This window comes from Amycolatopsis sp. BJA-103 (assembly GCF_002849735.1).
Classification (GTDB): domain Bacteria; phylum Actinomycetota; class Actinomycetes; order Mycobacteriales; family Pseudonocardiaceae; genus Amycolatopsis.
Map to the genome: position 1 here is coordinate 336759 of NZ_CP017780.1, position 14634 is coordinate 351392.

Here is a 14634-nt window from a genome sequence, read left to right on the forward strand (position 1 = left end):
CTCGTTTGCCACATCACGGTGAGGCTGAACGCCTGTCACATCGTCGCGAGCCGGCAGGTTCGGATCCCAGACCCCGTACCGGGTCCGGGATCGGGGTGCGCATGCCGCTGTCATCCTCAGCGGCATGCGCACCCGCGGCGGTTTTACCGCCTGCTCAGCTGTTCGCTAAAGGACAAGGGCCGGTGCGGGCTCCGGGGGTTCCGCCTGCGGCGGGGTGCCGGTGGTGTGCCGCCGGTGCAGCCACCACAGTCCGGCGAGTCCGACCGCGCCTGCCTGGATGGCCGGAGTGGCGGCGATGGCCAGGGCGACGAGCGCGGTGACGAGGGCGAACCAGTAGAGAAGGACTCGCCTGGCGTGGTCCCAGCTGCCGAACAGCGTGCGGTGGACGAGGTCGGGCCAACGGGGACCGCGCCGCAGGTGCGGGTGACGGCAGGCCGGGTCGGTGATGATGCCGACGGGTTCGCGGGTCAGGTCGAGCAATTCGTCGAGACTGACTTCGGCCGGGTGACACTCGCGGTGGTGATTATGTGTGGCGGGCAGGTTGTTTTCCTGCTCGCGGGGTGTTTCTTCTGGCGTGTCGCCAGAAGCCAGCGGTACGCTGGTCATCGGTGATGCCTCCATGGAACTTCGCCGTTTGGTGGAATGGTTGAACCTTTTAAGCGGCTCCCCGGGCATGGGGAGCCGCTTTCTTTCGTGCTTGAGGCCCCGGCTCGTCACCGCTGTCACCGACGTCGCCGGTGACAGCGTGAACTGGGCCTCAATGCCCATTGTGGATGAACCTCCTGCGCTTACGGTCCAGTAACCGGGAGGTTTCGTGATCGCTGCGCCCAGCGGTCTGCTCGGCTTCACCGGGGGTGATCAGTGCAAATGGTCTTCACTTGATCGATTGATGACGCGGCCCGTCCGGCCATGGACCGATACCGAGACGTGCTTTAAAAAAGCAATGAGTGTCTTGGAGTCACTCGAACGCGTGCGGCGAATTCACTCTTGTGTAGCGCGGCGAGTAAGAAGTGTTCGGTACCGAACAGTCGCAAGATGCATCCGCACATGCAGATGTTCATGCGGACGGAATCACGTCCGTTCGGCGCCGGATTTGACCGCTCATCGCAGTACTGATCCGGTCGTCGAGAAGTGACAAAAACCTGTCGGATGACAGTTATCGGCGGTCTCGCCCGGTCGTTGGCCTGCGACAACTTCCACGTGCGCAAGAGGGATGGCCACGCCTGGGGCGCCCGGGAGTGCGGATAGTGAATTTCTTGCCGGGCTTGGAAAACGCCAAGGTTGCCGCAGGGATCCTGCTGCGGATTCCATTTTTGATCTCTCTGGTTGTTACGCCTTTCGTGTGCGGTTTTCTCGGACATTGCGGAAGGCGGCGAAATTGTGGTCGGTGCTCTCTGATCGCGGATTCTGTGTCGCCTGCGGGGTCAGCTCGGGCATTCCACTCGGGGTGACCGATCCGCTACGCTGATATACGCCGCCGATCGGCCCAGTCCATCGGGACGCGACCGGCGGTCAAGGCAGGACGTAGGCGAGGGGTAGAGGGGATCTACGGCGTCGTGGCCGATCCGAACAGACAGGCGAGTTACACCGATTTTTCTCGGCAGGTCCGCCAGGAAGCGGACAGGGCCAGGGTGCTGGCTGCCACCGAGCGGGCGGCGGCGGGAAAGGGTGGGTTCACCCTCGATCGCAAGCAAGCCTTGGGAATGCAGACCGAGATCGGCAATATTATTGTCGAGTTGCGCGCCATTCAGTCGAAGGCAGTTGACCTGAAGAGGTTGAGTCCGCCTGCCCAGGACAGCATAAGTACTGGCTACAACAAGAAGTTGACTGTCGGGGGAGCGTCCTTCATGGCGAAGGTGACGCCGTGGGTCACGGCGGCGGCGGCGTTCGACGCGGCGAATGATCAGATCCAAAATCTGATCGACTATCTCAATAGCTTGTTGGCGAAGCTCGACAAGGCATTGGGCACGATGAAGGTGAACGACCAGGCAAGCAAGGAAGCCGTAGAGCAGGCGGCATCAGAGGGGTTTCTGTGATGGGTCGCTTCGGGGCTTTTTCCGGTATCGCGGTTATTTTCACCGTCGTTCTTTCAGCATGCTCGAGCGGCGGGGGAACTCCCGGGACTGTGCTGCCTGGCAGTGGTGCATCGTCCGAGGTGACGTCGTCGTCAACTGTCTCGTCGTTGCCGTTCGCGGGTGCGCCGAAGGTCCAAAACCCTCTACCGGCCACGGTGTTGTCGGGCGATCCTTGCGTGGATGCTCTGAATTCGGAACAAGTTACTGCTGCGCTTGGTGTTTCGGTGCAAGGCAAGCGCGAGAAGATGGCGACAGGCCCGTTCTGTTCGTGGGCCAACAGTAGTCCTGCGTCGGGCGCGCAGATCACCGTGGGGTACGACACGAGCACGCACACTGGTTTGAGCAGTGTGTACCAGAACACGAAGCCGCAATCGAATACCTGGAAAGAGCTCTCGGTAGAAGGGTTTCCCGCTGCTGCGCATGACTCGGCACAGGATCACTGTCATATCAGTGTCGGCCTCGCGGATGACCTTTCGGTCCAGGTCGGCGGCTTTCTGAGCCGGGCGAAGACCGGTGAGCTCGATCCGTGTGAGGCAGCGGCGAAAGTCGCCGGCGCGGTGGTGACGACCCTCAGGCAGAAGGCGTAGCGCCATGGCGTTCTGGGATGATGCGCGAAACGCCGTCACGCATGTGGTGCACGAGGTGGGAAGCGGCATCAAGCACGCCGTGCAGAAAGCCGTCGAGTGGACCCATGACCTGTTCGATGGGCCGGGCAACCTGGGCAGGGTTGTCTCGATCGAGCGCGAAGTGCCGCTGTTGCTGGCGGGGACGAGTCAGGAGTGGCACGCCGGAGCGGTGACCGCGAACAGTCTCGCGGAGCGGACGCGCGGCTTGTCGGATCGGGTGCTCGCGGTGTCACAGGCTTTCGAGTCCGCCTGGACCGGGCAGTCCGCGGAGGCCGCGAACGCGCATGTGTCCAAGGTCGGGCATGTCATGGATCTGACCAGTGCAACGCTGGCAGCCAACGCGGACAACGTATCCGGGGTCGCGTCGAATTTCGACTACACCCGGAACAGTATGGTTCCGCTGCCCGCAAAGCCTCCCGAGGAGAGTTTCTGGGACAAGCTCAGCCCATGGGCTACTGACACCGAAGATGAGATCGCCCGGTACAACGCTGCCGCGAAGCGTAACCACGAGCTCTATGCGGCTTACGCCACCAATACTCGGCAACAAGGGGATGCGCTTCAGCGGGATTACGGCGACCTCGGTACGTTCGACGGTGGCGATATAACGATCACGGACGGGCAGTCGAGCAGCCCGCAAACTGCGTCCGGCAAGGCAAGTCATGGTGGCCCGCAGTCGCACCAGGGAGCCGCTCCCGCGCCAGGAACGACCACGCCTGCCCCTGCGGCGGTGGCTTCCCATCCGGCGGCTTCCCAGTCGGCGCAGGGTGGCCATGACAACGGCAGCGGATTCTCTCCTTCGCCTCGTTCGGGGAATGACGACGAGACGGTGGCAGCCGGATTCACGCGGCCGGATATGACGAACACCGGGGTCCCCGGGTTGTCGCCCGGCGTCTCGCCTGGCTCTGGTCCAGGCACGGGAACGACTCCGCCGACGTATCCGGTCGGCGGACCGGGCTATGTCGAACGTCCAGGTGGAGGCGCTGGGCGGACGCCGGGAGAGGCAGGAAAGAGTGCCAATCTGCCCGGCGGCGGGAAGCAGACAGGCATACGCGGCATGACGGAGAGTCCTGTTCACAGCGGCCCTGCCGGAGCCGGGCGGGCGGGCAACCGACTCAGCACCGCGACCCCCGGCGGTATGGCTCCAGGGGGACGAGGGAAGCCCGAAGAAGACAAAGAACACCAGCGCAAGTATGTCCTTGCCGAGGACACCCTGTTTACCGAGGAAGACAAGAAAGACGTCGACCCGACCACGGGCCTGCCGCCGGCTCCGCCGACTATCGGCGCTTGAAATTGATGCGCTACAAAGGTTTCCCGTCTCGGCAAGAGTGTGTGGGAGCGGCCTCATGTCTGTGATCGAACGCGCGGTGGTAGTGCCGCGACTGGCATTTCTGACCGCATGGACCATGCTCGACCTGGGCGACCCTCCCTCGATTTTCGGCACCGGGCGTCATTTCTGGATGGAGGACGGCTTCCGGCGAGAACTGGACGGGAAGACTTTGGAGTGGCTGGCCGATCATGGGCTCGCCAGGCGTGGCCGGCTCAATCCACTCTGGACCGACAGTCTGCGGGTGATCGCCACCGCCGCCACCGAGTTTTACGGCTGGTCTCACTACAAAGATGACTCGCGCGGCGCGATTCTCGTCGCGATCGAAGGAACGGACGCCGTTCGGGTGCTCGCCGACGCGGACACCGTGACAGTTCAGCCGGTCGCGGCGAAGTGGCCTGCCACATCGCTGTTGGACTGTCTGCCCGAACTCGATGGTGCACCGGTGAGGACGGTGGCTGTGGAGCAAGCCTTCTACGACAACCCGGACACCACTCCGGTCAACCCTCTCGCGGAACCAGTCGACACCAGGGACGTGGACTATCTCGCCGAGGTGATGCGGCGTCCTCGCGATGCCGCGCATCAGCTCTACACCGCCAGACGTGAGGGCGATGGGCACCGTGTTCGTAGCTCACCGATCTCGGCGATAGACCTCACCGGGCAAGGCCGTGTCCTCACCTATGTCACCGGTGAGGGGAATATCGCGCTGACGTCGGGAACACCTCGCGAGATCATCGTGGCGCTCAACGACACCGCTGCCGGGCTGCGGGCGTAGCTTCGCCGATGGTCGCGACGCCAAAGTGGCTTCCGGATCGGTGAGTTGTTGGCATTGACCTGGGAAACTCCGGTGGATCTTGACGGCGGAACCAGCTGGTGCCCGGGTGGGGCGTGCTAGTCCGGCGTGGCGTCGGAAGCGCGATCCGAGGGCATTAGCAGCCGATTCCGGCGAGCACAAGGCGGTGCCGGTGATATGTGGACAACTCGCCCCGATCAGGCGGCGCACAACTACTTATCCACAGAAGTAGAAATGCGGGCAGACAAAGCCCTCTCCTCGGGTCATCGTGGAATCACACATTCACCGACGGCGATCGAGCCGCCGATTCACGGGGGAGAACCCAGCCATGCAACGACGTTTGACGAACCTGCGCGCACGCCTTCCGCACGTCCTCCTGCTGGCCATGTTCGGCCTGCTGACCAGCACCGGAGTCGCTAGTGCCACCACCGGCCCGCCCGCACCGGTCTGTCAGAAGGGCGAGTTCTGCGTGTACGGCGAAGAATCGTTCGGCGGCGTTGCGCACAAATTCGACCTGCGCACCTCCAACCCCGAGGAATGCATTCCCCTGCCCGACGGCTTCGACGGGCATTCGTTCGTCAACCGGCTGAGCCGCGACGTGACGATTTATCAGAGCGAGGAGTGCACGACCGAAGGAGATTTCATCACCTATCCGGGTGGCGGCACCTACGTACCCCAGGGCCCGTTCGTGATCCGCGCCCTCAAGATCTGGGACTGACCACCCCGGCGGTTCGCGCAGGTCGCTTGCAGCGGAGTCGACTCGCGACCTGCGCGAACCCAGGGGCCGCTCCCCCAAAGCGGCCCCGGCCCGTGAGCGCGTCACCCCGCGTCGTGACGCGCTCACGGGTGTTCCAAAAAACGGTGGGCCCGACCTGAAACGATCTGGCGGTGTCGAACGATCGACAGGTTGGCGACGGCTAAGCTGCCGACGCTGGGCGACACCCAACGTCGCCGACGTCGGCCCTCGTAGCTCAGCTGGATAGAGCAAGAGCCTTCTAATCTCTAGGTCGCAGGTTCAAGTCCTGCCGGGGGCACGCCGCCACAGGGAAACCCCTGGTCACGCAAGTGGCCAGGGGTTCTCCTTCTCGTTTCGCCGCGGCTGCCCATGGTTTAAACGCGCGCGGTGGAGTCCCTGACGACCAGTTCTGCGGGCAACTCGGCGGGAGCGGGGGCCTTCTCCCCGCGCAGCAGGCCCAGCACCAGATCGCCGGCCGCCCGTCCCTTGGCCGTGAGGTCCTGCCGGACCGTCGTCAGCGGTGGTTCGGACCAGCGGGCGGGCGGGACGTCGTCGAAGCCCACGACGGAAAGATCACCCGGGACGGACAGCCCGAGGTGTCGAGCCGTCGAGATCGCCGCCAGCGCCAGCAGATCCGACATGCACAACAGCGCCGTCGGCCGCGGCTGCCGGTCGAGCAGGCCGAACGCGCTCGGGAGGGCGCTTTCGACCGAGAGCCCGGACGCCTCCCAGATCGGTATGTCCGCCGCCGGGACACCGGCCGCGGTCAGCGTCTCCAGGTAGCCGGCCATCCGCTCGCGGTTGTCGTGGAACCGACTGTTCCCGGCCTCCGCCACGCTCAGTTCGCCACCACGCGGCGCCGAGAGGCACTGCGCCGAGAAGATCCCGATCCGCCGGTGCCCGAGCTCCAGCAGATGCCGGGCGGCCGCGGCCGCCCCCGCCCGGTCCGCCACGCCGACCCTGGCCGAACCGCGGATGTGCGGCTGGTCGATCACCACCAGCGGCATGCCCCGGTCGCGGACCGCGTTCAGCGCGGGCGCGCCGTCTGCCAGCGAATACGCCACCGCGATGTCGGCTTGCGCGGTCAGGACCCGTTCCGCGCGCGGGCCTCCGCTCTCGCCGTCGCCGGGGAGCAGCAGGAGGGCGTGGCCCTCGGGGTCGACGACGGTCGAGAGCGCGTCGAGCGTGAGCGACAACGCGGGATCCGAGAAGGCCGTCGAAAGGTTCGTGTCGAGCAGCACGGCGATCGCGCCGGTGCGGCTGGTGGCCAGGCTGCGCGCCGTCGGGTTCGGCCCCGCGTACCCGATTTTCTTGGCCGCGCGCAGCACCTCTTCCCGCAGCCGGGCGGACAGCTGGTCGGGCCGGTTGTAGGCGTTGGAGACGGTCGCCCGTGACACCCCGACGGCGTCGGCGACATCGTCCAACGTCGGCCGTCGCCGTCGCGTGCTGGTCACCGCCGCAGTCTAGTCCCGGCAAGGGCCGGTGGACTTTCTGAAGCGCTTAAGTCATTCTGGGGGAACAGGAATCGGAAGGAGACTGGGGTTTATGCGTGACCGTACGGCCGTTTTCGTCGTGTTCGCGCTCAACGGGGCCGCGCTCGGCTCGTGGGCGCCGAGGACTCCGGCGTTGTCGGAGAGGGTGAACGCTTCGCCGGGTGTTTTCGGCCTGGCCCTGCTGGGGGCCAGCGTCGGCATGCTGATCGCGGCGTCGGTTTCGGGGCGGCTGATCGAGCGGCACGGTGCGCGCGCGGTGGTCGCGGGCAGCACGGTCATCGCCTGTGCCGCGTTGCCGATGATCGGCTTCTCGACGTCGGTCTTCCTGCTGGCCGGGGCTCTGTTCGTCCTCGGCGCGAGCGTCGGCGCGCTGGACGTCGCGATGAACGTCGCGGGCGTCGAGGTGGAACGCCGGTCCGGGCGGGCCATCATGCCGATCCTGCACGCCGGGTTCAGTTTCGGCGCGCTGGCGGGCTCCGTCGCCGCCGGATTCGCCGCTTCGCACCACTGGTCGCCGGGACGGCATCTCACCGTCGCCGCGCTGGCGGCGCTGGTCGTGCTCGCCTTCGTCGTCGTGGCCGTGCCCGGCGCGCGGCCCGCGCACGCCGGACCCGTCGAGAAGCCGCGGGTGCCGCCGATCAAGCGTCCCGTCCTCTGGCTGCTCGCCGCCATCGCGCTGTTCTCGGCGATCGCGGAAGGCGCGAGTTCGGACTGGTCCGCCCTGCTGATGACGTCCGCGCACGGGGTCGGCGACGGCGCCGCGGCCTTCGCCTACTCCGGGTTCGCCCTGTCCATGGCGCTCGCCAGACTCGCGGGCGCCTGGCTTCAGAACCGCTTCGGCGCGACCCGCGCGCTGGCGGTGGGCGCCGGGATCGCCGCGGCGGGGCTCGTGCTCGCCGCGTTGGCAGGCCGGCCGGTGTTCGGGTTCGTCGGCTTCGCGCTGGCGGGTGCCGGGCTGGCCGCGGCCTTCCCGATCGCGTTGAGCCTCGCGGGAGCGTCGGGCAAACGCGCCGACGGCACCGGAGGCGAGCGGGAGCTGGCCTTCGTCACCGCGATCGCCTACACCGGCTTCCTCGCCGGGCCGCCGCTGATCGGTGGAATCGCGCAGGTGACGTCGCTTTCGGTGTCCTTCCTGTTCGTCGGCCTGACCGCCGCGCTGATCGTGCCGTCCGCGCTCGCCGCGGCGCGGGCGGCGAAACGAGAGGAGATGTCCGAACCCGCCGCCCGTTGACATCCTCGCCGCGACGCGGGCAAGCTGATTGCTCGTAAACTGAAATGAATGCGACTCGTTCGCTGTTTCAGGGTGGCTGATCCGGGGGAGGAGCGGCGTGAGGGTGCTGATGCTCGGGGGCGGCGTGGGGGTCCTGACCGGTCGTCATCAGGTTCCGGGGATACCGGCGCGGCTGGTGCAGACCACCCTGCCCCGGCTCGTGCTGGTCCCGGTGGTGTTCCGGCTGGTGATGCTGGCGCAGGCGCTGTGGGCGGCGGGCTCCGGCGGAACGCCGGTGCTGTGGACGTTCGTGGTGCTGCACCTGGTGCCGAACGTCGCCGAAGCGACCTGGGTCTTCCGCTGGTCCGCCCGTGATCCCGCCGGTACGCGCCTGGTACCGGCGGTCGACGCCGGGGTCGCCGTGCTTTTGACCCTGGGAGCCGCCCTGCTCGCGCGGGACGTCGCGATCACGTCGATCACCTGGACCCACCTGATGGGCACGGTGATGATCTGGACGCTGCTGCGTGGCGCACTGGCGGGAGCGGCGGTCATCGGGGGCGCGGTGGTGCTGCACTCCCTGCTGGACCCGTCCACCTCACTCGGTCTCTTCCTCACGCTCGGGACCGCGCTGGTGGCGTGCCTCGCGATCGTGGGCCTGGTCGGCGCGTCGATGCGATTCGCGCTCGGGTTCGGCGAGCAGCAGGGCCGGGCGGCGGAACGGGAACGGCATCGCCGCGACGTCCACGACACCGTCCTGCAGGTGATGGAGTCGTTCGCCATCCCCGCGCCCGCCGACGAACTCGATCCGGCGGCCAGCCTCGACCGGGTCCGCCGCACCGCTCGCGCCCAGGCGATGCGCCTCCGGATCAGCCTCGAGCACGAACCCGCCGAGTCCGTCGGGCTGCACCAGCGTCTCCGCCTGCTCGCCGCCGAGATGGCCTCGGAAGGACTGCGCGCCGAGGTCGTCATCCAGGACGACTGCGGTCCGGGCCTCGCGGAGGAGGCGGCCATGGCGCTGCACGACGCGGCCAGGGAGGCCTTGCGCAACACACTGAAGCACTCGGGGACCCGAAGGGCCGTCGTCAGCGTCGAGGAGATCGGCGGCGGGGTCTCCTTGACGGTGCGCGATCACGGCGCCGGTTTCGACGTCGGCGACAGGCGGCGCGGGTTCGGCCTCGAGAACTCGATCATCGCGCGGATGGCGGAGATCGGTGGTTTCGCGCGGATCGAATCCAGTCCGGGCCTGGGCACGCGAGTGGTGCTTCTCGCCCCGTCAGTCTTGAGTGTCCCCGTCGGGTGAGTCCCGCCACTGGCGGAACGGGCGGTCCAGCGTCCACTTGTCGCCTTCGCGTTCGACGACGCGGTATTCGCAGGTCGTCGGATTGGACAGGGACTCGAACAGCTCGATGCTCCAGCCGAAGAGCCGACGGCACAGCAAGCGAATGGTCAGGCCGTGTGAGACGACCAGCACGGTCTCGGGGTGATCTTCGCCGCAAGCGGCCAGTTCGCTGAGGAACGCCGCGACCCGGTCGTCGACGTCCGCCCCGGACTCGCCGAACGGGAGCCGGTAGAAGAAGTGCCCGAACTCGTGACGGCGCTGCTTCTGTATCTCCTGCTCCAGCGGATCCTGGAGGTTGCCCCAGTCCTGTTCCCGCAGCCTCGGCTCCTGCGTGATCCGCTCGCAGACGTCGCGGATGTCCAGCAGCCGCAACGTTTCCCGCGTCCGCAGATACGGGCTGACGTAGACCGCCGGGCGCTCGCCGCCGAGGAGTTCCCGGAGCTCCGGACCCGCCTGCCGAGCCTGCTCGCGGCCCGCGTCGGTCAGCGGGAGGGAGTGGTCGGGGATCCGCGTGTACGCGAGTTCGTCGACGTTGCCGAGCGACTCGGCATGCCTCAGCAGGATGATCCGCACGCCGCCATCTTGCCCCTTTTCCGTCCGGCTTACCCTCGTGACGTGCCTTCAGACCCCGAGACGAAACCGGCCCCACCCGCGCGGAAGGCCGGTGTCCTGCCGCTGGTGTCGATCGGAGCGCTCTTGGCGGCGGTGGTGGCCGTCGGCCTGGTCGCGCTGACCGGTGGCGCCGGTTACGTCATCGCCGGCCTGCCGGATCCGGGGCTGGTGACGCGCTACGGCATCACCGTCGTCCGGGTGCTGGCGGAGGCGGCTTCGGTGCTGTGCGTGGGTTCGCTGCTGCTCGCCGCGTTCCTCGTCCCGCCGCAGAAGTCCGGCACGCTCGCCGCGGACGGGTACGCGGCCATCCGGGTCGCGGGCGTCGCCGCGTGGGTGTGGTTCTTCGCGGCCGCCGCGTCGATCTTCTTCTCCGCGGCCGACGGCGCGGGACGCCCGTTCACCGAGGTGCTCTCGCCGCAGGTGCTGATCGACCTGGTGGACGCCATCGAACAGCCCAAGGCCTGGCTGTTCACCGCGCTGATCGCGCTGCTGGTCGCGCTCGGCTGCCGTCTCGCGCTGACCTGGGGCTGGACGACAGTGGTCTTCTTCCTGTCCGTCGGCGGCCTGATCCCGGTCGCGGTCACCGGGCACTCCGCGAGCGGCGGCTCGCACGACATGGCGACCAACAGCCTCCTGTACCACCTGGTCGCCGCCGCGCTGTGGGTCGGCGGGCTGGTGGCGGTGCTCGCCCTCGGCTGGCGCCGCGGCGAGAACCTCAAGCTCGCCGCGACACGGTTCTCGAAGCTGGCACTGGTCTGCTGGGTCGTGATGGCGGTCTCCGGCATCGTGAACGCGCTGGTGAGGATCAGGATCGCCGACCTGTTCACCACCGACTACGGCCTGCTCGTCCTCGCGAAGATCGTCGCGTTGCTGCTGCTCGGCGTCTTCGGGCACCAGCAGCGCCAGAAGGGCGTCGCCGGGCTGGTGAACGGCGCCGGCGGCGGGCAACTGCTGCGGCTCGCCGCGGTCGAGGTGCTGATCATGTTCATCACGATCGGCATCGCCACCGGCCTCGCGAAGACCCCGCCGCCGCAGGAGTCGTTCTCCCAGCCGTCGACGACGGAACTGCTGATCGGCTACGACCTCTACGGCCCGCCGACCGTGCTCAGGCTGCTCACGGACTGGCGGTTCGACCTCGTCTACGGCACCCTCGCGATCGTTCTCGCCGGGCTGTACCTCGCCGGGGTCCAGCGACTGCGCCGCCGCGGCGACACATGGGCCACCGGCCGGACCGTCGCGTGGCTCGCGGGCTGTTTCGTGCTGCTGATCGCGACGTCGTCCGGAATCGGCCGGTACGCGCCCGCGATGTTCAGCGTGCACATGGGCAACCACATGCTGCTGTCCATGGTGGCGCCGGTGCTGTTCGTGCTCGGCGGACCCGTGACGCTCGCGCTGCGCGCGCTGCCCGCGGCGGGCAAGGACGCCCCGCCCGGACCGCGTGAATGGCTGCTCGCCTTCGTGCACTCGCCGCTTTCGCGGTTCCTGACGCATCCGGTCGTCGCGCTGCTGTTGTTCGTCGGCTCCTTCTACGGCCTGTACTTCTCGGGCCTGTTCGACTCCGCGCTGAACTACCACTGGGCGCATCTCGCGATGAACGCGCACTTCCTGCTCGCCGGATACGTCTTCTACTGGCCGGTGATCGGCGTCGACCCGGCGCCGCGCCGGATCCCGCCGCTGGGACGGCTGGGGATGATGTTCGCCGCCATGCCGTTCCACGCGTTCTTCGGGATCGCGCTGATGAGCATGCAGACCGTGCTCGGCCAGGACTTCTACCGCGGGCTGAAACTGCCGTGGGTCACCGACCTGCTCACCGACCAGCGCCTCGGCGGCGGCATCGCGTGGGCGTCCGGTGAGCTGCCGGTCCTGCTGGTGCTCGTCGCGCTGCTGGTGCAGTGGGCACGCCAGGACGAGCGCGAGGCCCGGCGCAAGGACCGCCGCGAGGACGCCTCGGGCGACGCGGATCTGAACGCCTACAACGCGATGCTGAAGAACCTCGCGGATCAGGGCCGGGGACGGGACTCCTAGGCCAGCGCTACCACAAGTCCTCGCGCGCCCGGCGGCTTCCGCCCGAGTTGTCCACAGGAAGCCCACATCGCCCCGAGTTGTCCACAGATCCGATTCGCGCCCCTTTTCGGCCTTTGATCCGAGGCAGTCTGTGATCAAGGGAATCACCGAGGAGAAAGGCGAGTGTGATGGCGATGGGCGAAACGTGGGTGACCATGATCGGCAACCTGACCAGCGAACCGGTCCACCATCCGGAACGGGTGCACGGGCACGACGTCGTGTCGTTCGGCTTGCGGAGTGTCGAACGCCGGTACGACAAGGAAAGAGGGGAGTGGGGCGAGGGGCGGCAGCTCGCGGTCAAGGTCACCTGCTGGCGCAAGCTGGCGATGGCGGCGTTTTCGTGCCTGAGCAAGGGCGATCCGGTGATCGTGGCCGGGCGGCTGCGCGGCGCCGAGACCGCGGAGGAGATCCCGGCACCTCTCGGTCTACCTGAGCTTGAGGCCTTCTCGATCGGGCCCAACCTCGCGCGCTGTTCGGCCGAGATCCGGCGGGCCGGGCGTGATCGGCCCAGGGCGATCCCGATGGCGCCGCCGCCCGTGGGGAATCCCATGGTCACCGCGCTCGAGGAGGCGCCCGTGGCGTGAGGTTTCCGGTGCTCGCTCAGTGATGTCGGGCTGACCGTCGGTAGTTCGGTGGTGACCGCCGTCGAGGCCGCGATCGGCTCGCTCTACGATCGCTTGTATGGCCGAGTTCATCTACACCATGAAGAAGGTGCGCAAGACCGTCGGGGACAAGGTCATCCTCGACGACGTCAGCACCGCGTTCTACCCCGGCGCCAAGATCGGCGTGGTGGGGCCGAACGGCGCGGGTAAGTCCACCGTTCTGAAGATCATGGCGGGGATCGAGCAGGCCAGCAACGGCGAAGCCTTCCTCCAGCCTGGCGCCAGCGTCGGCATCCTCATGCAGGAGCCGGTGCTCAACGAAGAGAAGACCGTCCGCGAAAACGTCGAAGAAGGCCTTGGCGACATCAAGGTCAAGCTCAACCGCTTCAACGAGGTCGCCGAGCTGATGGCGACCGACTACAGCGACGAGCTGATGGAGGAGATGGGCAAGCTCCAGGAGGACCTCGACCACGCCGACGCGTGGGAGATCGACTCCGCGGTGGAGCAGGCGATGGACGCCCTCCGCTGCCCGCCGCCGGAAGAGCAGGTCACCCACCTCTCCGGTGGTGAGCGCCGCCGGGTCGCGCTGTGCAAGCTGCTCCTGTCCGCGCCCGACCTGCTGCTCCTCGACGAGCCCACCAACCATCTGGACGCCGAAAGCGTGCTGTGGCTGGAACAGTTCCTCGCGAACTACGCCGGCGCCGTCCTCGCCGTCACACACGACCGGTACTTCCTGGACAACGTCGCGCAGTGGATCATGGAGCTCGACCGCGGCCGCGTCGTCGGCTACGAGGGCAACTACTCCACGTACCTGGAGAAGAAGCGCGAGCGCCTCGAGGTCCAGGGCAAGAAGGACGCCAAGCTCGCCAAGCGGTTGAAGACCGAGCTCGAATGGGTCCGGTCCAACGCCAAGGCCCGTCAGACCAAGTCGCGGTCCCGGCTCGACCGCTACGAAGAGATGGCGGCGGAGGCCGACAAGCACCGCAAGCTCGACTTCGAAGAGATCCAGATCCCGCCGGGGCCCCGGCTGGGCAGCGTGGTCGTCGAGGTCGAGAAGCTGCGCAAGGGCTTCGACGACCGTGTGCTGATCGACGGGCTGTCCTTCGACCTGCCGCGCAACGGCATCGTCGGCGTGATCGGGCCGAACGGTGTCGGCAAGACGACCCTGTTCAAGACGATCGTCGGGCTCGAGGAGCCGGACGACGGCGTGGTCAAGATCGGCGAGACGGTCAAACTGTCCTATGTGGACCAGAACCGTGGCGGGATCGACCCGAAGAAGACGGTATGGGAGGTGGTTTCGGACAAGCTGGACTACATCCACGTCGGGCAGACCGAAATGCCCTCGCGTGCCTACGTCAGCGCGTTCGGTTTCAAGGGTCCGGACCAGCAGAAGCCGGCGGGCGTGCTCTCCGGTGGTGAGCGCAACCGGCTGAACCTGGCGCTGACCCTCAAGCAGGGCGGGAACCTGATTCTGCTCGACGAGCCGACGAACGACCTGGACGTCGAGACCCTGGGCTCGCTGGAGAACGCTCTCGAGCAGTTCCCCGGTTGCGCCGTGGTCATCTCGCACGACCGGTGGTTCCTCGACCGGGTCGCGACGCACATCCTCGCCTGGGAAGGCACCGAAGAGAACCCCTCGCAATGGTTCTGGTTCGAAGGTAACTTCGAGGGCTACGAGAAGAACAAGGTCGAACGTCTCGGTGCCGAGGCGGCTCGTCCGCACCGCGTCACCCATCGCAAGCTGACCCGCGACTGAGGGC

At 67.3% G+C, this 14634-nt stretch carries 13 protein-coding genes and 1 tRNA gene; 11 read left to right on the forward strand and 3 right to left on the reverse strand.

The features are described from left to right. Positions 1–165: 165 nt before the first annotated feature. The gene (locus BKN51_RS01650; RefSeq protein ID WP_101605918.1) at positions 166–606 is read right to left on the reverse strand and encodes a hypothetical protein; all 441 of its coding nucleotides are present in this window, start codon (positions 604–606) and stop codon (positions 166–168) included. A gap of 950 nt (positions 607–1556) precedes the next feature. On the opposite strand from BKN51_RS01650, the gene BKN51_RS01655 reads away from it, so the two are divergent. From BKN51_RS01655 to BKN51_RS01675, 6 genes are all read left to right on the forward strand, one after another. Further along, on the forward strand, positions 1557–2036 hold the full coding sequence (locus tag BKN51_RS01655; RefSeq protein ID WP_101605919.1) for a hypothetical protein: 480 nt from the start codon (positions 1557–1559) through the stop codon (positions 2034–2036). After that, positions 2036–2662, forward strand: a complete 627-nt coding sequence (locus BKN51_RS01660; RefSeq protein ID WP_101613001.1) for a DUF3558 domain-containing protein — start codon at positions 2036–2038, stop codon at positions 2660–2662. Before BKN51_RS01655 ends, BKN51_RS01660 begins: the two co-directional genes overlap by 1 nt. Positions 2663–2666: 4 nt before the next feature. Continuing rightward, positions 2667–3989, forward strand: a complete 1323-nt coding sequence (locus BKN51_RS42925; RefSeq protein WP_146044398.1) for a hypothetical protein — start codon at positions 2667–2669, stop codon at positions 3987–3989. Between the two features lie 55 nt (positions 3990–4044). Next, positions 4045–4800: an ESX secretion-associated protein EspG gene (locus tag BKN51_RS01665; RefSeq protein WP_158255800.1), complete on the forward strand. Its 756-nt coding sequence runs from the start codon at positions 4045–4047 to the stop codon at positions 4798–4800. Positions 4801–5146: 346 nt separating this feature from the next. Then, a complete protein-coding gene (locus BKN51_RS01670; protein ID WP_101605921.1) occupies positions 5147–5536 on the forward strand; it encodes a peptidase inhibitor family I36 protein in 390 nt (129 codons plus the stop codon). Positions 5537–5778: 242 nt separating this feature from the next. Then, positions 5779–5852: transfer RNA gene (locus BKN51_RS01675), tRNA-Arg, on the forward strand. 76 nt (positions 5853–5928) lie between these two features. On the opposite strand, the gene BKN51_RS01680 is transcribed toward BKN51_RS01675, so the two are convergent. Beyond that, positions 5929–6978 (reverse strand): LacI family DNA-binding transcriptional regulator, encoded by a 1050-nt coding sequence (locus BKN51_RS01680; RefSeq protein ID WP_101605922.1) that lies wholly within the window; start codon positions 6976–6978, stop codon positions 5929–5931. Between the two features lie 121 nt (positions 6979–7099). Here BKN51_RS01680 and BKN51_RS01685 point away from each other — a divergent pair, with 121 nt between their 5' ends. Together BKN51_RS01685 and BKN51_RS01690 are read left to right on the forward strand one after the other, a co-directional pair. Next, on the forward strand, positions 7100–8278 hold the full coding sequence (locus BKN51_RS01685; protein ID WP_101605923.1) for an MFS transporter: 1179 nt from the start codon (positions 7100–7102) through the stop codon (positions 8276–8278). Between the two features lie 103 nt (positions 8279–8381). Then, positions 8382–9557, forward strand: coding sequence for a sensor histidine kinase (locus tag BKN51_RS01690; RefSeq protein ID WP_369862462.1), 1176 nt, complete (start codon positions 8382–8384; stop codon positions 9555–9557). On the opposite strand, the gene BKN51_RS01695 is transcribed toward BKN51_RS01690, so the two are convergent. Then, positions 9531–10169 (reverse strand): histidine phosphatase family protein, encoded by a 639-nt coding sequence (locus tag BKN51_RS01695; RefSeq protein ID WP_101605924.1) that lies wholly within the window; start codon positions 10167–10169, stop codon positions 9531–9533. The two genes, BKN51_RS01690 and BKN51_RS01695, sit on opposite strands and share 27 nt — an antisense overlap. 42 nt (positions 10170–10211) lie before the next feature. Between BKN51_RS01695 and BKN51_RS01700 the strand changes: the two genes are divergently transcribed. The 3 genes from BKN51_RS01700 (at position 10212) to ettA (ending at position 14630) form a co-directional block, all read left to right on the forward strand. Further along, positions 10212–12233 (forward strand): cytochrome c oxidase assembly protein, encoded by a 2022-nt coding sequence (locus tag BKN51_RS01700; RefSeq protein WP_101605925.1) that lies wholly within the window; start codon positions 10212–10214, stop codon positions 12231–12233. 167 nt (positions 12234–12400) lie between these two features. Then, on the forward strand, positions 12401–12856 hold the full coding sequence (locus BKN51_RS01705; RefSeq protein ID WP_101605926.1) for a single-stranded DNA-binding protein: 456 nt from the start codon (positions 12401–12403) through the stop codon (positions 12854–12856). A 97-nt stretch (positions 12857–12953) separates the two neighbouring features. Then, complete coding sequence (gene ettA / locus BKN51_RS01710; protein ID WP_101605927.1) at positions 12954–14630, forward strand: energy-dependent translational throttle protein EttA; 1677 nt, start codon at positions 12954–12956, stop codon at positions 14628–14630. Positions 14631–14634: the final 4 nt, after the last annotated feature.